Origin of the sequence: Vogesella facilis (assembly GCF_042648525.1) — a bacterium.
GTDB lineage: Bacteria > Pseudomonadota > Gammaproteobacteria > Burkholderiales > Chromobacteriaceae > Vogesella > Vogesella facilis.
This window is the reverse complement of sequence record NZ_JBHRXN010000009.1, coordinates 73805-95310: the sequence shown is the minus strand read 5'-3', so window position 1 is coordinate 95310 and position 21506 is coordinate 73805. Positions and strand designations below refer to the sequence as shown.

Here is a 21506-nt window from a genome sequence, read left to right as displayed (position 1 = left end):
CCCCGTCCACATCCGGGCATGTGCGGAATGCTGTGTAAACCGGTCGCTACCCATCAACCGGTTGAAAGACTGCTATGGCCGGATTCTGTTGAAAAACGCCTGCCCCTTCGGCGTGACGGCAAACCATGCCCAGTGCATTAGGATGCCGAGGTGCCGATATGCCGGGGCAGCAGAGAGGCACCAATAGCTTAGAAAATCGGCCTGCCCAGATCATTTTTAGGGTGAAAGTCATGAAAAATGGCTTTAACAACCAAAGCCAACTGCTACTCCGGCGGGTTTGTCAACAGAATCGCTGAATTGCACGCGTTGGCTACCCGGCAGGTACAGGAGCACCACTCGACTTCAAGCGCCATTGATCTTGATGTACTGACAGGATGGTTTGAGTCAGCGGCGAAATATCGAGTTGCCAATAGGCTTGGCTGGGGGCCTGCAACACATGCAGGATGACTGCTTTTATTACACTGGCGTGGGTGATAATCAGCGTATGTCCAGGTACCCAGCGATAGTGCTCGAGCCATTGGCTGATCCGCTCGATTGCACTGCTTATGGACTCCCCGCCGTGTGAAGCTAGTTCCGGGTCGGATAACCACGAGGCAATCTCGAGCGGCTCCGATACCGCGACCTCCTTGAGTGAACGCCCAGCCCAGCGCCCGTAGTTCACTTCGCGTAAAGCGGGCTCAATCGTGGGCACGAGGCCCAATGCCCTGGCCGTGTGCTGAGCACAGCGCGCCGGGCTGCACAGCACCTGGTCTGACCGGCTGAAGACATGGGCCAAGCCTGCAATGCTTTCGGTTTGTTCGAAATCTAGTGGTTCATCCGCCGGAAACCGCCCTGCACGCAGGGCCGCGGTCGCCGGCAGACACAGCAAGGTAATGCGCGTCGTCATTCTGTTACCACCCTTTCAATCGCCAAAGTTCTTTGACATGTCGGCGTGCCCCTCTAGAATGCACAGCACTTCGATGGGAAGAAGCTGGTGAGAAACCGGCACGGTCGCGCCACTGTGTATCAACCTGATGCGTCGTTTCGACGAATGAGGCTGAAAAGTCAGACCTTCACATTGAAGCATTCATCCGTTTCGGGACGCGTCATCCTCAAGGAGATACATCATGCACGCAAGCATCACCATCACACCGACCATTCAACCGGTATCCATCCCTGTTCGCGAACTGCTGCCATGGGCGATTTTCGGCAGCATGCTCATGCTCTTGGCCATCTACTTCGTTGGCATTGAAGAAGGGGCTGCCGCCATCTTCAACAACATGTATGTGCACGAGCTTGTCCATGATGGACGGCACTTGCTCGGCTTCCCCTGCCACTAAGGCGGGGCCATCATGGTAAGGAGTCTTCTGATCCGCGGCATGATCGCGGGCTTTCTGGCGAGCCTGTTAGCGTTTGGTTTTGCCAAGATCGTCGGCGAACCGCAGGTGAATCGTGCAATTGCCTTTGAAATGCAGATGGAGCAGGCAAAAAGCAACGAGCATGCGCATGAGCATGAGCATGACGCTACACCAGAACTAGTCAGCCGCGATGTGCAGTCCGGCATAGGCCTGTTCATTGGTGTAGGGGTATTTGGTACCGCTGTCGGTGGTCTGTTTGCACTGGTATTCGCCTTTGTTTACGGCCGTGTTGGCGCATTGCGTGCCCGTGCTACGTCAGTGCTGATGGCCCTGCTCGGCTTCATCGCGTTTGTACTCGTACCCTTCCTCAAGTACCCGCCCAACCCGCCGGCGGTGGGCGACCCTGGAACCATCGGCTCACGTACGGCGCTGTTTTTCACGATGATCGGCCTGTCGTTGGCAGCGCTGGCAATTGCGTTGTTTGTTGCTCGAAAACTCACCGCACGCTTCGGAACCTGGAACGCCACGCTGAGCGCAAGCGCGGTGTTCTTGGGATTGGTACTGCTGGCTCAATGGCAACTACCCGAGGTGAACGAGATTCCGGACCAGCTCTCGGCCGTGCTGTTGTGGCGCTTTCGGATGGCCTCGTTTGGCATCCAGGCAGTGCTGTGGACCGGTCTTGGCGTGTTGTTCGGCAGCTTGGTGGAACGCCTGCTGGAAGAGCGGCACAGCGCTTATCGTATTAGCTAAGTCGGAGTCTGCCCCTTCGCAAAGAACCCCGCCACGGCGGGGTTCTTCTTTTCCCTCCACCAGAAAAACTGTTTTGGTCGGAGGTGCCCTGCTGCTGAGGAAAGTAGCCATTTAGACAGCACGTATCGCCACGAGCAGCAAGCAGCTAACTGCCTGATTGCAGACGTTGCGCAGGGTACATGACCGTTTTGTACGTGTGCGCCAATCAACCGATTGCCGCCCAGACCGTGGATCAACTGCTCGACGACCTAGACGTTGAGGAGCGCAAGGGAGCTCTGGCGTCAGCAGACCGCCCTGGCTTGCTGCCGCTGCCCCCTCAGATCACCCGCAGTTGTACATTTAACTCCAGCCGAACGAGAGGCTGATACGCAGACCGCAGCAGCATAGAGTGTCAGGAACAACAGATTGTTCTGCCCCACTCCCTGTGGACACCAACTTAACGCCTCCCCACCTGGCTACCCGCGGCTTGCACGAAAGCGTGCCTCGGCCTCCCGAAACAGCGCCTTTGCGTGCTCAACGTTCCATGGCTGTTCGATGAGCGTTTCGTGATCCCATTCACTTCGCGGTACGGGGGGCGCGAAGAAATCACCGCCATAAACGTGTAGCGCACAGGCCATCTTCCCTATCGGATTCAGCACCGAGTGAATGACGTCGCGATCGAGCGTGGCAACATCGCCAGCACCCAGCGACTGAGCACCGGCTGCCGCGATCGTCGTTCCCGTCCGCTGCCAAAAGACGTTGTCCTCGCGCCCGGTATAGATACCGACCACCGAAAACATTTGGTGATTGTGCGGCATCAAACTCATGCACGGCGCCCAGACAAAGCTGATGACGGTAAGGTCGGGCGACCGGAAGAGCGGGGTAAGTCCGGCATGTTCAGGCTCACCAAGCTCGGCCATTATTCCAGCGCTGTCCGCAACCGCTTCGGCCACCAACTCGCTAATCGCCTCATGGCCTCCGGAAATAGCGCTCAAACAATCCTAGATAAAACGCTCCTTGCTGAACATGATCCCATGCCCTCCCGATCTGGTTCATCGTGCCAGGGAAGATCCTCGCAAGTGGATGATTCCTTTGGCTATTGACCAAGGTATAGCTCAAGCCAAGCACTCGGGCCGCGGCCTCTCAGGGGATTTCTGGGAGGACATCCGTACAAGCAAGCTTGCTGGTTAAGGGCTGTTTGGCTTTTCGCGTCACGACGCTGCGCCCGCCCGGCATCCAGTTGACGTGCGATGACCGCCTGACTTTGCTGGTGCAGCACTCCGGTTGCAGCCGTATCCATGTAATAACTTAGCCATCCACCCCGGCCGATCATCGCCACAGCGACCTGCCCGCGGAGCGGTGAGCCACGGCCGGTTTGCGCAGAATTGCGGACACCCCAGCCTGACAAAGGCAGGCGTGCCGCACCGGTCTCACCCCAGCCCCACCCGTTCACCCACTCCCAGCAGACACCTCGTTCGCGGCGCTTTTGCTGCCGGCGTGCTAGTGCAACGCCCTGCGCTGCAGCCACGCAGCACACCGAAGGTGCAAGCCGGCAACACCTTGAGACGATACGGTTTTTCTGCTATTTTGATTTTGTACATTATCAATTAAGCACCATGAGACTTGCACACCTCTCCCGCCCGGCCCTGGCCGGCTTTCCGTCGCCGGCGGCGGACCTGCCCACCGACGAGCTGGATCTCAACACCCTGCTCTGCCCGGACCGCATGGCCACCTTTTTCCTGCGCGCGCGTGGCGATGCGCTGGCCGACAGCGGCATCCTGGATGGCGACCTGCTGATTCTCAACAAGGGGCTGACGCCGCAACATGGCGACCTGGTGGTGTACTGGGAGGACAGCGGCTTTGTCGTTCGCAAGCTTGCCCGGGTAAACGGGCAATGGTGGCTGGGGCACCGCGACGCCCAGCGGCGCTGGCGCGAACAAGCGCCGCCCGCGCATTTCGATGCGCTGCTGTGGGGCGTCATCGTCGGTGTGGCGCGGCAGTTGCATCGCCCCTCGGCAGCCGGTCATGCGCACTGAACCCTGCTACGCCCTGCTCGACGGCAACAATTTCTACGTTGCCTGCGAGCGGCTGTTCAACCCGGCCTTGCAGGGCATCCCGGTGGTGGTGCTGTCCAACAACGATGGCTGCATCGTGTCGCGCTCGGCAGAGGCCAAGGCCATCGGCGTGCCGATGGGAGTCGCCTTTCACGAAGCGCGCAATCTGCTGTATCGCCACCGCGGCAAGGCGCTGTCGTCCAACTACGAGCTGTACGGTTCGCTATCGCGCCGCATGATGACGTTGGCCGCACGCTATGCCAGCGCGCAGGAAATCTATTCCATCGACGAGTGCTTCCTGGATTTTGCCGGCCAGGCCGACCCGCAGCAGCAGGCACGCCAGCTGCGGCTGGCGGTGCAGCGTAAGCTGGGGCTGCCGGTCAGCATTGGTCTGGGGAGCAGCAAGACGCTGGCCAAGCTGGCCAATCTGGTGGCCAAGCAGCAGCCACGCTTCGGCGGCGTGTTCGACTGGCGCATGCTGGATGCCACCGAGCGTCAGCAGCTGCTGCAACGGCTGGATGTCGGCATGGTATGGGGCATTGGTCACCGCTTGCGCGAGCAGCTGCAGGGGCTGGGCATTGCCAGCGCGGCACAGTTGGCCGCGGCCAACCCAGCGTGGGCACGACAGCGTTTCGGCCTGGCGGTGGAGCGCACGGTACGCGAGTTGCAAGGCGAGGCCTGCCTGAGCGTGGCGGACGTGGCGCCGCCACGCCAACAGATTCACTCCACGCGCTCGTTCGCACGACGACTGGATGAGCTGGCCGAGCTGCAGGCGGCCATCAGCCACCACGTGGCCCGCTGCGCCGAAAAACTGCGCGCCCAGCACAGCGCCACCCGCCTACTGCACATCATGCTGCGCACTGGCCCGGCCGAGCGTGGCGGCAGCGTGCAGCAACAATACTGGGCCAGCCTGCCACTGCTGCTGCCCGCCACCGACAGCCGCCAGCTGACCGCCGATGCGCTGCAGTTGCTGCAGCGCCTGTATCGGCCGGGTGTGCGCTACCACAAGTGCGGGGTCATTCTGGACGAACTGGTCGACGCCGATTTCAGCCGCCAGGGCGACCTGTTTCTGGCGGGGGAATCGGCCCGCAGCCAGCAGCTGATGCAGGCGCTGGACGGCATCAACCAGCGCTTTGGCAAGGACAGCATCCGCGTGGCCAGCAGCCTGCTGGGCAATGGCCGCTGGCATATGCGCCAGGACCAGCGCTCGCCGCGCTGCACCACCCGCTGGGATGAAATTATGAGCGTCAGCACCTGACAAGCCAGGCCGCGACAACAAAATGCGGCCAACGTTGGCCGCAAAAGGAGGAGGAGAAACACGGTACAACTCAGGACACACAACAAAACGTATCTGGCATAGCTTCAGCCTAGTCGTGTTTGCCGAGAAGACAAGCAAGAAAAAACCCCGGCAAGTGCCGGGGTTTCTTTGCGCGAGGCGAAGGCTTAGTTGTCAGCCTTGGCCATGCGGCGACGGTCGTGCTCCTGCAGCCAGCGCTTGCGGATACGGATGGATTTCGGGGTGATTTCCACCAGTTCGTCGTCGTCGATGAACTCCACTGCGGATTCCAGCGTCAGCTTGATCGGCGTGGTCAGACGCACGGCTTCGTCGGTACCGGAGGCGCGCACGTTGGTCAGCTTCTTGCCTTTCAGCGGGTTCACTACCAGGTCGTTATCGCGGCTGTGAATGCCGATGATCATGCCTTCGTACAGCTTGTCGCCCGGGGACACGAACATGCGGCCGCGGTCTTCCAGGTTCCACAGGGCGTAGGCCACGGCTTCGCCGTTGTCCTGCGAGATCAGCACGCCGTTGTGACGGCCCGGCAGGTCGGCTTTCACCGGTGCGTAGTCGTCGAATACGTGGCTCATCAGGCCGGTACCGCGGGTCATGGTCATGAAGTCGGACTGGAAGCCGATCAGGCCGCGTGCCGGAATATGGTATTCCAGACGGGTACGACCCTGACCGTCGGATTCCATATTGGTCAGCTCGCCACGACGACGGCCGATTTCTTCCATCACACCACCCTGGTGGGCATCTTCCAGGTCGATGGTCAGGTTTTCGTACGGCTCGCTCTTCTGGCCGTTGATTTCCTTGAACACCACGCGCGGCTTGGCCACAGCCATTTCGAAGCCTTCGCGACGCATGTTTTCCAGCAGAATGGTCAGGTGCAGTTCGCCACGGCCGGACACGCGGAACACGTCGGAATCCTCGGTGTCTTCCACGCGCAGAGCCACGTTGGTCAGCAGCTCTTTGGTCAGACGGTCGCGAATCTGGCGCGACGTCACGAACTTGCCTTCGGTACCGGCCAGCGGCGAGGAGTTCACCATGAAGTCCATGGTCAGGGTCGGCTCATCCACCGACAGCATCGGCAGGCCTACCGGCTGATCCTTGTCGCAGATGGTCACGCCGATACCGATATCGTCCAGACCGGAGATGATGATGATGTCACCAGCTTCGGCTTCTTCCACCGGTACGCGATCCAGACCCTTGTAACCCAGCACCTGGTTGATGCGGCCGGCTGCCACCTGGTCGTCGTGGTTCATTACCACCACCGCCTGGCCCGGCTTGATGCGGCCGTTCAGTACGCGGCCAACACCCAGACGGCCGGTGTAGGTGGAGTAGTCCAGTGCCGAGATTTGCAGCTGCAGCGGTGCATCGGCGCTACCTGCCGGGGTCGGCACGTGCTTGAGCACGGTCTCGAACAGCGGGCGCATGTTGTCGGACTCTTCTTCCAGTTCCAGCTTGGCGAAGCCGTTCAGACCGGAAGCGTAGATGATCGGGAAGTCCAGCTGCTCGTCGGAGGCGCCCAGCTTGTCGAACAGGTCGAAGGTCTGGTCTACCACCCAGTCCGGACGTGCGCCCGGACGGTCAACCTTGTTGATCACCACGATCGGGCGCAGGCCCAGGGCCAGTGCTTTCTTGGTCACGAAGCGGGTTTGCGGCATCGGGCCTTCCACCGCATCCACCAGCAGCAGCACACCGTCCACCATGCCCAGCACGCGCTCCACTTCGCCGCCGAAGTCGGCGTGGCCCGGGGTATCCACGATGTTGATGTGCACGCCTTCGTAATCGATGGCAGTGTTTTTGGCCAGAATAGTAATGCCGCGTTCTTTTTCCAGATCGTTGGAATCCATCACGCGTTCGTCAACCTGCTGGTTGTCGCGGAAGGTACCGGACTGGCGCAGCAGTTGGTCAACCAGGGTGGTTTTGCCGTGGTCAACGTGGGCAATGATGGCGATATTGCGAATTTGTCGGGTCATGGGTGCTCGGTGTTCAGCGAAAAAGTCGCGCGATTCTATCATGAACAGGGTGACACTGCAGTGAAAGCCGCTATTTTTCGGTACACTGCGCCGTTTTGGGGAGCAACACCTATGTATGACTGGAATGCGCTGTGGCATGTCCATGACGACTACCGCACCGGCTACGCCGGGCCGGCGGCGGACATCAACCAGCTGGCCGACGAGCTGGGCGGCAAGCTGCTGAAGTCCGCACGCGACGAACACGACCTGGCGGTCTACGACACCGGCGACGCCTATACCCTGCTGCGCCACGACAACGGCCTGCAGATGCTGAGCCTGGCCAAGCGTCACCTGTTCGATATCGGCGTGCGCCTGGTCACCACCGACGAAGGCCAGCCACTGGCGCTGCCCTACCTGGAAGTGCTGGTCGACAACCTGGCCACCGGCGAGGAAGCCGTGTGGCGCGGCGAAGTCGGCTGCAACGCTGCCGGCGAACTGGAAACCGGCGGCGAAACGCTCAGCGCGGACACGCCGCCGAGCATGCAGTTCCAGCTGTCCTTCAGCAATGAAGCCCGCTTCCACGCCGCGCTACAGGAAGCCTGGCAGGAGGCGGCCGAGCACATCACGCTGGATGCCGCCGCCTGGTTCAACGCCGAGGCACTGGAAGACGCGCCGGCCGAGCCGCCGCTGGATGCCCGCATCCAGCAGATGTGCGACCGTTACGCCGAGATCATCCGCCGCGAGCAGGCCATGCTGTCGCGCCGCTTTGCCGATGCCGAACTGCACCTGGTGGCCGAAGTGCTGCGCGGCGTGCACTTCGACGGCGCCGAATCCTGCCGCGGCCTGTGGCTGGCGGTGGAGGCGCGTATCCTGCACGACGAGCTGGACCACAAGTACAAGGTAGACGGCGAGGCGCTGCTGGATAAGCTGCGCCTGCTGGGCTACACCCAGGAAGTGGCGCTGATCGAGGCGCTGGCGCCGGTGCAGCCGTAACAGCCTGGCCGCAAGCAAACGGGCGACCACTGGTCGCCCGTTGTTGTTTCCGCCCGCAAGCTTTTGCGCGTTCGCGCGCGCAGCTCAGCCGGTAATCACCGGCATCAGGCTCAGCACCACCTTGCCCAGGTTGCGGTTTTCCTCCACGTAACGGTGCGCATCGGCCACCGCCGCCAGCGGATAGATGCTATCCAGCGTGACATGCGCGCGACCGTCCTGCAGTGCCGGCAGCACTTCCTGCGCCAGCGCTGCGGCCAACCTGGCCTTCACCGCCTCCGGCTGGCTGCGCAGCGTGGAGCCGATGATCTTCAACCGCTTCACCAGCAGCAGCCCCAGGTTGAGGCTGCCCTGCACGCCGCCCATCACGCCGATCAGCACCAGACGGCCATCCTGTTTCAGCGCCGCGATATTGTCGTCGAACAGCGACGCCCCCACCGGGTCCAGCACCACGTCCACGCCACCCAGTTCCTTTATATAGGCAGCAAAACCCGGCTGGCGGCTGTCGATCACCGCATCCGCGCCCAGGCTGCGGCAGAACGTGCGCTTTTCCTCGCTACTGGCACTGGCGATCACCGTGCAGCCCAGCAGGCTGGCCAGCTGGATCGCCGCCGCGCCGACACCGCTGGCCCCGGCGTGAATCAGCACCGTTTCGCCGGCGCGCAGCTGGGCGATTTCCACCAGGTTGAACCAGGCGGTCATCCACGCCTCCGGCAGGCTGGCCGCTTCCGCCCAGCTCATCAGGTCCGGCTTGGGGATCGCCGCCGAGCTGTCCAGCAGCGCGAACTCGGCATAGCCACCGCCGGACACCAGCCCGAACACGGCGTCGCCTTCCTGAAAGCGCGACGGGCCGTTGACGGCATCCACCACCCCGGCCACCTCCAGCCCCAGGATAGGCGACGCACCCTTGGGCGGCGGATATTTGCCCTCGCGCTGCACGATGTCGGCGCGATTGATCCCGGCCGCCAGTACGCGCACGCGCAGCTGCCCCGGGGCCGGCCCCGGTTTCTCCACCACGTCCAGCCGCAGGGTGTCCACCCCGCCGGCGCCGGACTGTACAACCGCCTGCATAGCCATGCTTGACCCTCCACAAACCAGGCAAATGTTCTTGCATTACAATAGCACGCCATGAACCAGCCCTGTTTTCACTGCCACCTGCCGGTACCCGCCGGCCAGGATTTCCCCATCCGCTACCGCCAGCGTACCGAACAAGCCTGCTGTGCCGGCTGCCAGGCCGTGGCGCAGACCATCATCGACAGCGGGCTGGGCGATTACTACCAGCACCGCACCGACGGCCAGCAAAAGGCCGAGGCCCTGCCGGCCGAACTGCTGCAACAGATCGCCCTCTACGACTCGGACAAGCTGCAGCAGAGCTTCGTTCGCCACGAAGACGGCGCGGTGCGCGAGGCCACGCTGATGCTGGAAGGCATCACCTGCGCCGCCTGCGTGTGGCTGAACGAACAGCACGTGCGCCAGTTGCCGGGCGTGCTGGGCGTGGACATCAACTACAGCAGCCACCGCGCCCGCGTGCGCTGGGACAACAGCCAGCTACAGCTGTCGCAGATCCTGCATGCCATCGCCGAAATCGGCTACCGCGCCCACCCTTACGACAGCGCGCGCCAGGAGGCCGCGCAGCAGCGCGAGCGCAAGCAGGCGCTGAATCGGCTGTGGGTGGCCGGGTTGTCGATGATGCAGGTGATGATGTACGCGGTGCCGATCTACATGGCGCCGGAAGGCGATATCGAGCCGCAGTGGCTGTGGATTCTGCACTGGGCCAGCTTCGTGCTGACCCTGCCGGTGGTGCTGTACTCGGCGGTGCCGTTCTACCGCGCCACCTGGCGCGACCTGAAAACCCGCCGCGTGGGCATGGATACCCCGGTGACCATCGGCATCCTTACCGCGTTCTTTGCCAGCCTGTGGGCGCTGCTGCACAAGGTGGAACACGGCGTGTACTTCGACTCGGTGTCGATGTTCATCTTCCTGCTGCTGGGCGGCCGCTACCTGGAAAGCATGGCGCGGCGCAAGACCGGCGAGGCCACCGAACGGCTGGTGAAACTGGTGCCCGCCTTCGTGCACCAGCTGGATGGTTGGCCGCATAGCCACGAGACGCGCGAAGTAGCTGCGGCCAACGTTGAGCCCGGCGCGCAGCTGCTGATCAAGCCGGGCGAGACCGTGCCCTGCGACGGCCGCATCCTGGACGGCCACAGCAGCGTGGACGAAGCGCTGCTCACCGGCGAAAGCACCCCGATCCGCAAAGACGCGGGCGACACGGTGATTGCCGGCAGCGTCAACCAGACCAGCCCGCTGGTACTGAGCGTCACCCAGACCGGCAGCGACACCCGCCTGGCCGGCATCGTGCGCCTGCTGGACCAGGCGATGGCGGAGAAACCGCAGCTGGCCAAACTGGCAGACCGCTTTGCCGCCTGGTTCGTCGCCCTGCTGCTGCTGGCCGCCGCCGGCACCTACCTCGGCTGGAGCCTGCTGGACAGCCCACAGCATGCGCTGTGGATTACCGTGGCGGTACTGGTGGTGTCCTGCCCGTGCGCGCTGAGCCTGGCCACCCCGGCGGCGCTGACCGCCGCCACCGGCCACCTGGCGCAGATCGGCGTGCTCACCACCCGCGGCCATGCACTGGAAACGCTGGCCAAGATCAGCGACGTCGTGTTCGACAAGACCGGCACCCTCACCCATGGCCGCATGCAGCTGCTGGCCACCCAGGAAGCGGCCCATGCCGAGCCGACGCCGGCCATCGTGCTGGCCGCCGCGCTGGAGCAATCCTCCGAACACCCGATCGCCCGCGCGCTGAGCGCCGCGGCACATGACGCCCCGCTACCGACCGTGAGCGCGCTGCGCAACCAGCCCGGCCGCGGCGTGGAAGGCAGCATCGCCGGCCAGTGCTGGCGGCTGGGGCAGCCGGATTTCGTCGCCGAACTGAGCGGCGCCGCGCCGCAACCCGCGCTGCCAGCCACCGCCACCGTGGTGGCGCTGGGCGACGCGCGCGGCATCAAGGCCTGGTTTGCCGTCGGCGACCAGTTGCGTGACAGTGCCACGGCACTGATCGGCCGCCTGCAGGCACAGGGCCTGCGCGTGCACCTGCTGTCCGGCGATGCCAAGCTGGCGGTGGCCACGTTGGCCGCAGAGCTGGGCATTGCCCACTACCGCGCCGGCGCCACGCCGGAAGACAAGCTGGCCTATGTCAGCCAGCTGCAGCAGGGCGGCGCCCGCGTGCTGATGCTGGGCGACGGCGTCAACGATGCGCCGGTACTAGCGCGCGCCGACGTGTCGCTGGCCATGGGCGGCGGCACCGATGTCGCCCGCGCCAGCGGCGACATGGTGCTGATGGGCGACGATATCGCCCAACTGTCCGGCGCGCTGGCGCTGGCGCGACGCACCATGCGCATCATCCGCCAGAACCTGCTGTGGGCGGCGGTGTACAATCTGGTGGCGCTGCCGCTGGCGATTGCCGGCCATGTCACCCCGTGGCTGGCCAGCTTGGGCATGGCGGCCAGCTCGCTGCTGGTGGTCAGCAACGCGCTGCGGCTAGTCAAACGGAGCAAGTAATGGAAAGCCTGTATTTATTGATCCCCGTCAGCATCCTGCTGGTGTTCGTGATTGGCCTGCTGTTCTGGTGGTCCACCCGCTCCGGCCAGTTCGACGATCTGGAAGGCCCGGCGCACCGCATCCTGATGGACGACGACAGCCCGCCGCGCGACGACGACGCACACTGAACACCGACACTGCGGCCAACCTTCCAAGGTTGGCCGCAGTGCTTTGGCGCCGCGATATGCCATGACAATCGCCGGCGCAATGGCATAATCTGGCCGCGCCCGCGCCGCCAGCGCGCGGCCCCACCACCAACGCAGTACGGCACGCGCGCCGCGTGTGCCACCGGCACGGATCTCTCGGCATGAAAATCCTCATTCTCGGCGGCGGCCAGGTCGGCGCCAGCGTGGCAGAAAACCTGGTTGGCGAAGGCAACGATGTCACCCTGGTCGACCAGGACAGCAACCTGCTGAAGCTGCTGCAGGACAGGCTGGACATCCGCACCGTACAGGGCAACGCCGCGCAGCCGGGCATCCTGCAGGAGGCAGGCATCGAGGAAGCCGAGATGCTGCTGGCGCTGACCCGCAACGACGAAACCAATCTGGTGGCCTGCGCGCTGGCCGCGCAGCGCTACAACGTGCCCACCCGCATTGCCCGCCTGCGCGCCAGCGATTACGTGGACGGCGAACAGCCGGTGATGGCGCAATTCGGCGTCGAACACGCCATCTGCCCGGAACAGATCGTCACCGACAGCCTGCAGCGCGTGCTGGCCTACCCGCGTGCGCTGCAGGTGCTGGATTTTGCCGGCGGCCTGCTGCAGCTGGTGGTCACCCGCGCCGAGGCCGGCGGCAAGCTGCTGGGCAAGCCGCTGCGCCAGCTGCGCGCCGACATGCCGGACAGCAACTGCCGCATCTGCGCCATCTACCGCCAGGACAAGCTGGTGCACCCGGACGGCGACACCGTGCTGGCGGCCGACGACGAAGTGTTCTTCATCGCCGCCCGCGCCGACGTGCCGGCCATGCTCGGCGAACTGTGCGCCGAGGCAAAACCGGTGCGGCGGGTGATGATCGCCGGCGGCGGCAATATCGGCTACCGGCTGGCGCGCATGCTGTCCGGCGCCTACGAGGTCAAGCTGATCGAACACGGCGCAGCGCGGGCGCGCTGGCTGGCGGAGAACCTGCCGCAGGTGCTGGTGCTGCACGGCGAAGCCACCGACGAGGGGCTGCTGGAAGGCGAGAATGTCGACGAGATGGACGTGTTCTGCGCGCTGACCAACGACGACGAGGACAACCTGATGTCCACCCTGCTGGCCAAGCGCATGGGCACGCGGCGGGTGATCGCGCTGGTGAACCGCGCCAGCTACGTGGACCTGCTGGAAGGCAACCGCATCGACATCGTGATCTCGCCCTATCTGTCCACCATCGGCTCCATCCTCGCCCATCTGCGCCGCGGCGACGTGGTGGCGGCGCAGCCGGTGCGCCGCGGTGCCGCCGAGGTGATGGAAGTGGTGATCCACGGCGACGAGAAAACCTCCAGCCTGGTTGGCCGCACGCTGCAGCACATCACCCTGCCGCGCGGTTGCAGCATCGTGGCGGTGCTGCGCGGCACACAGGTGCTGATGGCGCACCACGATTTGCAACTGCAGGCCAACGATCACGTGATCTTTTTCGTGCATGGCCGCCATAAAGTGCGGCAGATCGAGAAACTCACCCAGGTCAAACTGGGGTTCTTCTGATGGCCATCCGCGGCATCCACCACCTTGCCATCATCACCGCGGATTACCCGCGGGCACGGGCGTTCTATACCGCCACGCTGGGCTTTGCTGTGCTGTCCGAGCATTACCGCCAGGCGCGCGATTCGTGGAAGCTGAATCTGGCGCTGCCCGACGGCAGCCAAATCGAGCTGTTCAGCTTCCCCGCGCCGCCGCCGCGGCCAAGCCGGCCGGAAGCCTGCGGCCTGCGCCACCTGGCGCTGCGCGTCGACAAGCTGGACGAGGAAATCCGCCGCCTGCAGGCCGCCGGCGTAGTATGCGAGCCGGTGCGGGTAGACGAGTACACCGGCCAGCGCTTCACCTTTCTGGCCGACCCGGACGGCCTGCCGATCGAGCTGTATGAACAGGCGGACTGAATGAGCAAGCTGCTGCCCATCCTGCATGTGCTGTCCAAGCTGGTGCTGCTGTACTCGCTGCTGTTCGCCGTCCCCTGCGCGGTATCGTGGCTGTACCACGATGGCACTGCCCGCCACTTCGCCCTATCCGCGCTGGCCGGCGGCGCCGGCGGTAGCCTGCTGTGGCTGCTGACCCGCCGTTTCGAGCGCGAGCTCAAGCCGCGCGACGGCTTCATCCTGGTGGTGCTGCTGTGGGTCACCTTCGCGCTGATGTCGGCCATCCCGATGCTGCTGTACGTGCCCGGCCTCAGCTTTACCGACGGCTTTTTCGAGGCCATCTCCGGGCTGACCACCACCGGCTCCACCGTGCTGGCCGGGCTGGACCGCCTGCCGCCGGCCATCAACTTCTGGCGCCATTTCATCAACTGGGTGGGCGGCATGGGCATCATCGTGCTGGCGGTGGCGATCCTGCCGCTGCTGGGCATCGGCGGCATGCAGCTGTACAAGGCCGAGATCCCTGGGCCGATGAAGGACAGCAAGCTGGCGCCGCGCATCGCGCAGACTGCGGCCAACCTGTGGTACGTGTATGCCGCGCTCACGCTGCTGTGCATGCTGTGCCTGTGGCTGGCCGGCATGACGCCGTTCGACGCGCTGTGCCATGCGCTGGCGGCGATGTCGCTCAGCGGCGTATCCACCCACGATGCCGGCATCGCCTACTTCGATTCGCCGGCCATCGAGCTGGTGCTGTCCTGCTTCATGCTGCTGGGCGCGCTGAACTTTGCCACCCATTTCCTGTGCTGGCGCCAGCGCAGCCTGCGCTTCTACCTGCTGGATGTCGAGGCCCGCCACATCGTGGCGCTGCTGGCCGCCAGCATCCTGCTGCTCAGCGGCTGGCTGTGGTGGCTGGACATCTACAGCTTTCATGCCGCGCTGCGCCACGTATCATTCAATCTGATCTCCATCGCCACCGACGCCGGCTTTGCCAGCGTCGACTACGCGCAGTGGCCGCTGCTGGTGCCGCTGTGGATGCTGTTCCTGTCCTGCGTGACGGCCAGCTCCGGCTCGGTCGGCGGCGGCATCAAGATGATCCGCACCCTGATCCTCACCCGCCAGGGCTACCGCGAGATGAGCAGCCTGCTGCACCCGCGCGCAGTGCTGCCGCTGATGATAGGCACGCGGGTGATTCCGGACAGCGTGGCGTTTTCGGTGCTGGGCTTCATTTTTGTGTATTTCATCAGCGTGGTGCTACTGACTTTCACCATGCTGGCCAGCGGCCTGGATTTCATGTCGTCTTTTTCGGTCATAGTAAGCTGTATCAATAATGCCGGCCCCGCCCTTGGCCAACTGGGTCCGGCCAGCAATTACGCCGGCTTGAGCGATTTCCAGACCTGGGTCTGCAGCTTTGCCATGCTGCTGGGCCGCCTGGAAATCTTTACCATCCTGATATTGTTCACCCCTACTTTCTGGCGAAAATAATCATGCTGCACACCCCCCCCACTGCCGGCGGTCAACGCCGGTACGCCAGAGCACCTTGGCTGCGCCCGCTGGCGCTGGCGCTGGCACTGTTGCCGGCCACCAGCCATGCCCTGAGCGACAACCAGCTGTTCGATGCCCGCGACGCCTACCGCAAGGGCGATGTCGCCACCCTGGCCAGCATCAGCGCGCAGGCCGACAGCGGCCTGCTGGACAACTGGCCGGCCTACTGGCAGGCACTGAAGGCGCTGGAAGGCGGCGACAGCGTGCCGGCGCGCGCCTTCATCAACCGTTTCCGCAGCGGCTACCTGGTCGAGCGCACCCTCAACGAGCTGATCGAAGACCTGGGCCGCCGCTACCAGTGGGACGAGCTGCTGCAGGTGGCGCCAGCGCTGGCAGATAGCGCCCGCGACGAGGAAACCGGCTGCTACATCACCCTGGGCACCCTGCAGCGCCGCCAGAGCGAGCGCCCCGACAGCGACTACCTGTCCACCACCCTGCCCGATGGCTGCGCCCGCCTGATCGACGAGCAGGCGTCGCGCCAGCTGCTCACCCAGGCCCAGGTGGCGGCACGCTTGCGCCAGCTGCTGAACGGCAACTTCCAGACCACCGCGCGCCGGCTGGCGCAGGCTGCCGGGCTGGATGGCGAGTTCTTCCGCCCCGGCGGCAACGAGCAGCAGGTGCAGGCCATCGTCAAGCTGGGCAAAAGCAACTACAGCGGCGCGCTGGACAGCCTGGCCCGCGCCCGCAGCGGCCTGTCCGACGCCCAGGCCGGCTTTGTCTGGGGCCAGCTGGGGCTGGCGGCGGCGCGACGGCTGGACATGCAGCAGGCGCTGGATGCCTACGCCCAGGCCGACCCGGCGCAGCTGACCGACGAACAGTGGGAATGGTGGCTGCGTGCCGCGCTGCGGCTGCAGGATTGGGCCAAGCTGGAGCAGATCAGCCGCGCACTGCCGGCCGACCTGGCCGCCAAGGGCGGCTGGCAGTACTGGCGCGCCCGCGCACTGCGTGCGCTGGGTCGCGGCGCCGAAGCCACCCCGCTGCTGGTGAAGACCAGCTTCGAGCATAACTACTACGGCCTGCTGGCCCGCGAAGAGCTGGGCGCGGCGCTGGAGGCGCAGCCGGAACGCATCGCCGCCGGCAGCACGCAGCAGCAACAGTTGGCCGCAGAGCTGCCGATCCGCCAGGCCATGGCGCTGTTTGCGCTGGCCGAACGCAGCGGCCGTGGCGAATGGCGCGAAGAAGGCCGCCGCGTCTGGCGCTGGGCGCTTCGCGATCGCAGCGACGAGCAGTTGCTGGCCGCCGCCGAACTGGCGCGCAGCAACGGCCAGTACGATATGGCGATCTACGCGGCGGAACGCACCAAGACCAGCCACGACTTCGGCCTGCGCTACCTGGCGCCGTACCGTGACATCACCCGCCCCTACGCGCAGCAGCTGGAAATCGACGAAGCCTGGGTATACGGCCTGATCCGCCAGGAAAGCCGCTTCTACAACGTGGCGCGCTCCGGTGTGGGCGCCAGCGGCCTGATGCAGCTGATGCCGGCCACCGCGCGCTGGGTCGCCGGCAAGATCGGCCTCGGCAACTACCAGGTAAACGACATCGACACCAATATCCGCCTGGGCACCTGGTATCTGCGCTACGTGCTGGACAACCTGCAGGGCCAGCCGGTGCTGGCCACCGCCGCCTACAACGCCGGCCCCGGCCGCGCGCGCGGCTGGCAGGCCAGCCTGCCGCTGGAAGGCGCCATCTACACTGAAACCATCCCGTTCAACGAAACGCGGGATTACGTGCAGAAAGTCATGGCCAACGCGGTGTACTACGCCGGTGCCTTCCGCCAGCCCGGCGGCTCGCTCAAGCAGCGCCTGGGCGTGATTCCGCCGCGCTAGACCAGCCATACAGGGATTACACACCATGAAAATTGCCATTATTGGCGGCGCCGGTTTCATCGGCAGCTACATCGCCGAACAGCTGAGCCGCGACGGCCACAGCCTGGACATCGCCACCCGCAACCGCGAACGGCATCGCGAGGCGTTTCTGCATCTGCCGACGGCGGAGCTGGTGGAATGCAATGTGCACGACCGGCAGCAACTGTTTGACTTGCTGGCTGGCCACGACGCGGTAATCAGCATGGTGGGCATCCTGCATGGCAGCCGCGCCGCCTTCGAACGCGCCCATGTCACGCTGGTGGGCAATATCGTCGCCGCCTGCCAGCAGCTGGGCATCCGCCGCCTGCTGCACATCAGCGCGCTGGGCGCCGCGGAAAACGCGCCCAGCGACTATCAGCAGACCAAGGGCAAGGGCGAAGCGCTGGTGCGGGCCAGCGGCCTCGACTACACCATCCTGCGCCCGTCGGTGGTATTCGGCGCCGGCGACAGCTTCCTCACCATGTTCGCCAGCCTGGCCGCCAGTGCACCGCTGCTGCCACTGGGCGGCGCCGACACGCGCTTTGCCCCGGTGTGGGTGGAGGATGTCGCCCGCGCGGTGGCCGCCTGCCTGCGCAAACCGGCCAGCATCGGCCAGACGCTGGAGCTCGCCGGCCCCGGCGTTTACACCCTGCGCCAGCTGGTGGCGTATGCGGCCAACCTTGCCGGCCACCCGCGCCCCATCATCGCCCTGCCGGAAAGCCTGGCCATGCTGCAGGCCACGCTGATGGAGTGGCTGCCCGGCCCCACGCTCCTGAGCCGCGACAACGTGCGCTCGCTGCGGGTAGACAACGTCAGCAGCCAGCCCTTCCCCAGCGCCCTGCTCGGCTTTGCGCCCGCGGCGCTGCAAAGCGTGGCGCCGCTGTACCTGGGGCAGGCCGGCTTCAAGCGCCAGCTGGATGGCTACCGGGCCAAGGCGGCACGCCGATGAAGTGCTATATCGTTGGCGGCGCGGTGCGCGACCGCCTGCTGGGGCTGCCGGTAAAGGACAGGGATTGGGTAGTAGTGGGCGCCACGCCGGAGGCGATGCAGGCACGCGGCTTCCGCCCGGTGGGCAAGGATTTCCCGGTATTCCTGCACCCCAGGACGCAGGAGGAATACGCGCTGGCGCGCACCGAGCGCAAGGTTGGCCGCGGCTATCACGGCTTTACCTTTCACGCCGCGCCGGACGTGACGCTGGAAGAAGACCTGATCCGCCGCGACCTCACCATCAATGCCATTGCCGAGGATGACGACGGCAGCCTGATCGACCCCTACGGCGGCATCGCCGACCTCCGCGCCCGCGTGCTGCGCCATGTCAGCCCGGCGTTTGCCGAGGATCCGGTACGCATCCTGCGCCTGGCGCGCTTTGCCGCCCGCTTCGACTTCAGCGTGGCGCCGGAAACCATGGCGCTGATGCGGCAAATGGTGGCCGCTGGCGAGGTGGATGCGCTGGTGGCGGAGCGGGTGTGGCAGGAACTGGCCAAGGGCCTGATGACCGACACCCCGTCGCGCATGCTGCTGGTGCTGCGCGACTGCGGCGCGCTGGCGCGGCTGCTGCCGGAGGTGGATGCGCTGTTCGGCGTGCCGCAGCGCGCCGACTACCACCCGGAGATCGACACCGGCGACCACGTGCTGCGGGTGCTGGATTACGCTGCGGCCAACCATGAGCCGCTGGCGGTGCGCTTCGCCTGCCTGCTGCACGACCTGGGCAAGGCACTGACGCCGGCCGACATCCTGCCGCGCCACATCGGCCACGAACAGCGTGGCGAAGCGCCGCTGCTGGCGCTGTGCGAGCGGCTGCGGGTGCCGAGCGACTGCCGTGACCTGGCGCGCATCACCGCGCTGCAGCACACCAAGGTGCATACCGCCTTCGCCCTGCGCGCCGACACCGTGCAGCGCCTGCTGCGCGACTGCGACGCGCTGCGCCGGCCGGAGCGCTTCGGCCAGCTGCTGGCTGCCTGCCTGGCCGACGCCCGCGGCCGGCTGCACTTCGAAACCGTGGACTACCCGCAAGCCGACTACCTGGCCGCCATGTTGGCCGCAGCCGCCGCGGTGGATGCCGGCGCCGTGGCGCGCGACTGCGTCGACAAGAAGGCCATCCCGCAGGCGGTGGACGCCGCCCGGCTGCAAGCGCTTGTCGCCTGCAAGCAGCAGTGGGCGGCCCGCTGCTGAGTCCGCGCGGCGGGCCATGGACAGCAAAACGGCCAGGCGTCAGCGCCTGGCCGTTTTGACTTTCATCCTGCCGCTCAGTCCCAGAAGCTGAAGTTGCCGCTGGCATCGCGGCGCGGCTGCAAGGTAACGGTGAAATCCGGAAACAGCCCGCGGCGCACATGCCAGCTCAGCAGCAGGGTCAGCACCGCCAACAGCAGCAGCCACAGTTCGAGCAGGCCGCCCGCCAGCGCCTGCTCCAGCAGCTGCGGCAGGCGGATCAGCGTGTACAGCAGGTAGACATTGAACGCCGCCGCCTGGTAACGCAAAAAGCCGGCGGCAAAGGCGATCGGCACCAGCGCGTAGAACAACGCCAGCCACAGACCGGCACTGCCACCCAGCAGCTGACCGCCGCTGTAGCCGGCGAACAGCGCCAGCAAGGCCTGCAGCACCATCACCACGATCAGCGCGCGGTTCTTCTGCCGCAGCTGCGCCTGGCGCGCCGGGCTGGCGCTGGCGGCCAGCAGATACGCCAGCCGGGCATCGTTGCCGGCGCTGCCGCGCAGTTCGGCATAGATCTCCTGCTTGGGGCGCCCCGCCTGCAGCAGGCTGGCGGTGCGGTGGGAAAGTTCGGCGTTCTGCATGATGTTCTCCGGCGACAAGGGCGGCATTGTGCCATGGCACACGGCGTTAGGGGCGGCAAATACCGGCGGCCCCGGCAAGGACAACTGGATAACTTATCGGCGGCAGCTTATATAGAAGCTATTGTTATTCGATATGGAGGCATCATGCCCAGCCACGTCCTGATCGCAGAAGACAGCAGCAGCCAGCGCGCCATCTTGGCCACGCTGTGCCGGCAGCTGCCCGATGTCGAGGTGCACGAGGCACCAGATGGGCGCTGGGCATTGCAACGGGCGCGCCAGCTGCCACAGCTGGACCTGGTAATCACCGACCTGAACATGCCCGGCATGGATGGCATCGAGCTGATCGAGCAATTGTCGCGGCTGGTGCAGATTCCCACCCTGTTGCTGCTGAGCGGGCACATGCCGGAACTGCTGGCCGGCTGCATGCGCGCGGCGGAAGAACTGGGTTTCCCCGCCATCGCCTACCTGGCCAAGCCCATCGATGTCGAGATGTTCCAGAGCGAGGTGCGGCGCCTGCTGCTGGCCGCCAAACGGCCACCCAATCTGGAGCGCGCCATCCCGCTGGCCGAGATTTTCAGCGGCCTGGCGCAGAACCAGTTCTGCGCCTTTTTTCAGCCCATCTTCAGCCAGAGCGCGCACCGCGCGGTGCAGATCGAAGCGCTGGCGCGCTGGCAGCATCCGGCCTACGGCATCATCGGCCCCGGCAGCTTTATCGACCGCCTGGAGCACGAGGGCTTTATCGTGCTGCTGACGCGGCGCATCGTGCAGACCAGCCTCGACCTGCTGGCGCGCGACCCGTGCGCACAGGATCTGCGGCTGTCGATCAATCTGTCGCGCAGCCTGCTGGAGGACGCGGATTTTTTCGACTGGCTGGTGGGCGAGGTGGCGTCCCGCGGGCTGTCACCGCAACGCATCGTACTGGAAATCACCGAAACCATGGCCTTCAGCGATCTGGGGCACACGCTGGTAACGCTGCTGCGGCTGCGCATGCGCGGCTTCGAGCTGTCGCTGGATGATTTCGGCACCGGCCACACCAACCTGGAGCAGCTGAAAGAGCTGCCGCTCACCGAGCTGAAGCTGGATCGCAGCCTGATTCGCGGCATTCACCGCTCGCCGCGCAGCCAGAGCATTCTGGACGGCATCATCCGCATCGGCCGCGAGCTGTCGCTGCGCATCGTGGCCGAAGGGCTGGACAACGGCCACGACCTGGCTTACCTGCAGGGGCGCTACCCGGACCTGGAGCTGCAGGGCTTCCTGCTCAGTGTGCCGGTCAGCGCCGGCGAGCTGTCGCAACACCTGGGGCTGGACGACCCGGACAGCAGCGCCCAGGCCTGATGC

The 21506-nt window shown here is 65.2% G+C and carries 19 protein-coding genes; 14 read left to right on the top strand and 5 right to left on the bottom strand.

What is annotated here, in order from left to right:
* Positions 1–310: 310 nt before the first annotated feature.
* Positions 311–886, bottom strand: coding sequence for a histidine phosphatase family protein (locus ACFOLG_RS03305; protein WP_386088329.1), 576 nt, complete (start codon positions 884–886; stop codon positions 311–313).
* Positions 887–1106: 220 nt separating this feature from the next.
* Here ACFOLG_RS03305 and ACFOLG_RS03300 point away from each other — a divergent pair, with 220 nt between their 5' ends.
* Positions 1107–1319: a CbtB domain-containing protein gene (locus tag ACFOLG_RS03300; RefSeq protein WP_386088327.1), complete on the top strand. Its 213-nt coding sequence runs from the start codon at positions 1107–1109 to the stop codon at positions 1317–1319.
* A gap of 12 nt (positions 1320–1331) precedes the next feature.
* The gene (locus tag ACFOLG_RS03295) at positions 1332–2087 is read left to right on the top strand and encodes a CbtA family protein (protein WP_386088326.1); all 756 of its coding nucleotides are present in this window, start codon (positions 1332–1334) and stop codon (positions 2085–2087) included.
* A 455-nt stretch (positions 2088–2542) separates the two neighbouring features.
* Here ACFOLG_RS03295 and ACFOLG_RS03290 read toward each other — a convergent pair whose 3' ends face one another.
* Entirely contained in the window at positions 2543–3061 is a 519-nt protein-coding gene (locus tag ACFOLG_RS03290) for a hypothetical protein (protein WP_386088324.1), read from the bottom strand.
* Positions 3062–3682: 621 nt separating this feature from the next.
* Between ACFOLG_RS03290 and ACFOLG_RS03285 the strand changes: the two genes are divergently transcribed.
* Together ACFOLG_RS03285 and ACFOLG_RS03280 are read left to right on the top strand one after the other, a co-directional pair.
* The gene (locus ACFOLG_RS03285) at positions 3683–4102 is read left to right on the top strand and encodes a LexA family protein (RefSeq protein ID WP_386088322.1); all 420 of its coding nucleotides are present in this window, start codon (positions 3683–3685) and stop codon (positions 4100–4102) included.
* On the top strand, positions 4092–5378 hold the full coding sequence (locus ACFOLG_RS03280; protein ID WP_386088320.1) for a Y-family DNA polymerase: 1287 nt from the start codon (positions 4092–4094) through the stop codon (positions 5376–5378). Before ACFOLG_RS03285 ends, ACFOLG_RS03280 begins: the two co-directional genes overlap by 11 nt.
* A gap of 185 nt (positions 5379–5563) precedes the next feature.
* On the opposite strand, the gene typA is transcribed toward ACFOLG_RS03280, so the two are convergent.
* Positions 5564–7378, bottom strand: coding sequence for a translational GTPase TypA (typA, locus tag ACFOLG_RS03275; RefSeq protein ID WP_386088318.1), 1815 nt, complete (start codon positions 7376–7378; stop codon positions 5564–5566).
* A gap of 111 nt (positions 7379–7489) precedes the next feature.
* Here typA and ACFOLG_RS03270 point away from each other — a divergent pair, with 111 nt between their 5' ends.
* Positions 7490–8350, top strand: a complete 861-nt coding sequence (locus ACFOLG_RS03270) for a hypothetical protein (RefSeq protein ID WP_386088316.1) — start codon at positions 7490–7492, stop codon at positions 8348–8350.
* An 84-nt stretch (positions 8351–8434) separates the two neighbouring features.
* Here the strand turns inward: ACFOLG_RS03270 and ACFOLG_RS03265 are convergent, their stop codons facing one another.
* Positions 8435–9424: an NAD(P)H-quinone oxidoreductase gene (locus ACFOLG_RS03265; protein ID WP_386088314.1), complete on the bottom strand. Its 990-nt coding sequence runs from the start codon at positions 9422–9424 to the stop codon at positions 8435–8437.
* Positions 9425–9475: 51 nt separating this feature from the next.
* On the opposite strand from ACFOLG_RS03265, the gene ACFOLG_RS03260 reads away from it, so the two are divergent.
* The 8 genes from ACFOLG_RS03260 to ACFOLG_RS03225 all read left to right on the top strand — a co-directional run bounded on the left by ACFOLG_RS03260 (position 9476) and on the right by ACFOLG_RS03225 (position 19548).
* The gene (locus ACFOLG_RS03260) at positions 9476–11908 is read left to right on the top strand and encodes a heavy metal translocating P-type ATPase (RefSeq protein ID WP_386088312.1); all 2433 of its coding nucleotides are present in this window, start codon (positions 9476–9478) and stop codon (positions 11906–11908) included.
* Positions 11908–12075: a cbb3-type cytochrome oxidase assembly protein CcoS gene (ccoS, locus tag ACFOLG_RS03255; RefSeq protein ID WP_386088310.1), complete on the top strand. Its 168-nt coding sequence runs from the start codon at positions 11908–11910 to the stop codon at positions 12073–12075. Before ACFOLG_RS03260 ends, ccoS begins: the two co-directional genes overlap by 1 nt.
* Positions 12076–12254: 179 nt before the next feature.
* On the top strand, positions 12255–13625 hold the full coding sequence (gene trkA / locus ACFOLG_RS03250) for a Trk system potassium transporter TrkA (protein WP_386088308.1): 1371 nt from the start codon (positions 12255–12257) through the stop codon (positions 13623–13625).
* A complete protein-coding gene (gene gloA2, locus ACFOLG_RS03245) occupies positions 13625–14017 on the top strand; it encodes an SMU1112c/YaeR family gloxylase I-like metalloprotein (protein WP_386088306.1) in 393 nt (130 codons plus the stop codon). Before trkA ends, gloA2 begins: the two co-directional genes overlap by 1 nt.
* Complete coding sequence (locus ACFOLG_RS03240; protein WP_386088304.1) at positions 14018–15472, top strand: TrkH family potassium uptake protein; 1455 nt, start codon at positions 14018–14020, stop codon at positions 15470–15472.
* A 2-nt stretch (positions 15473–15474) separates the two neighbouring features.
* Positions 15475–17358, top strand: a complete 1884-nt coding sequence (locus ACFOLG_RS03235; RefSeq protein ID WP_386088302.1) for a lytic transglycosylase domain-containing protein — start codon at positions 15475–15477, stop codon at positions 17356–17358.
* 25 nt (positions 17359–17383) lie between these two features.
* The gene (locus ACFOLG_RS03230) at positions 17384–18325 is read left to right on the top strand and encodes a complex I NDUFA9 subunit family protein (RefSeq protein WP_386088300.1); all 942 of its coding nucleotides are present in this window, start codon (positions 17384–17386) and stop codon (positions 18323–18325) included.
* On the top strand, positions 18322–19548 hold the full coding sequence (locus ACFOLG_RS03225) for a multifunctional CCA addition/repair protein (RefSeq protein WP_386088298.1): 1227 nt from the start codon (positions 18322–18324) through the stop codon (positions 19546–19548). Before ACFOLG_RS03230 ends, ACFOLG_RS03225 begins: the two co-directional genes overlap by 4 nt.
* Before the next feature lie 74 nt (positions 19549–19622).
* Here ACFOLG_RS03225 and ACFOLG_RS03220 read toward each other — a convergent pair whose 3' ends face one another.
* A complete protein-coding gene (locus ACFOLG_RS03220; RefSeq protein ID WP_386088296.1) occupies positions 19623–20168 on the bottom strand; it encodes a hypothetical protein in 546 nt (181 codons plus the stop codon).
* Between the two features lie 144 nt (positions 20169–20312).
* On the opposite strand from ACFOLG_RS03220, the gene ACFOLG_RS03215 reads away from it, so the two are divergent.
* Entirely contained in the window at positions 20313–21503 is a 1191-nt protein-coding gene (locus tag ACFOLG_RS03215; RefSeq protein ID WP_386088294.1) for an EAL domain-containing response regulator, read from the top strand.
* The last annotated feature ends 3 nt before the right edge of the window (positions 21504–21506 follow it).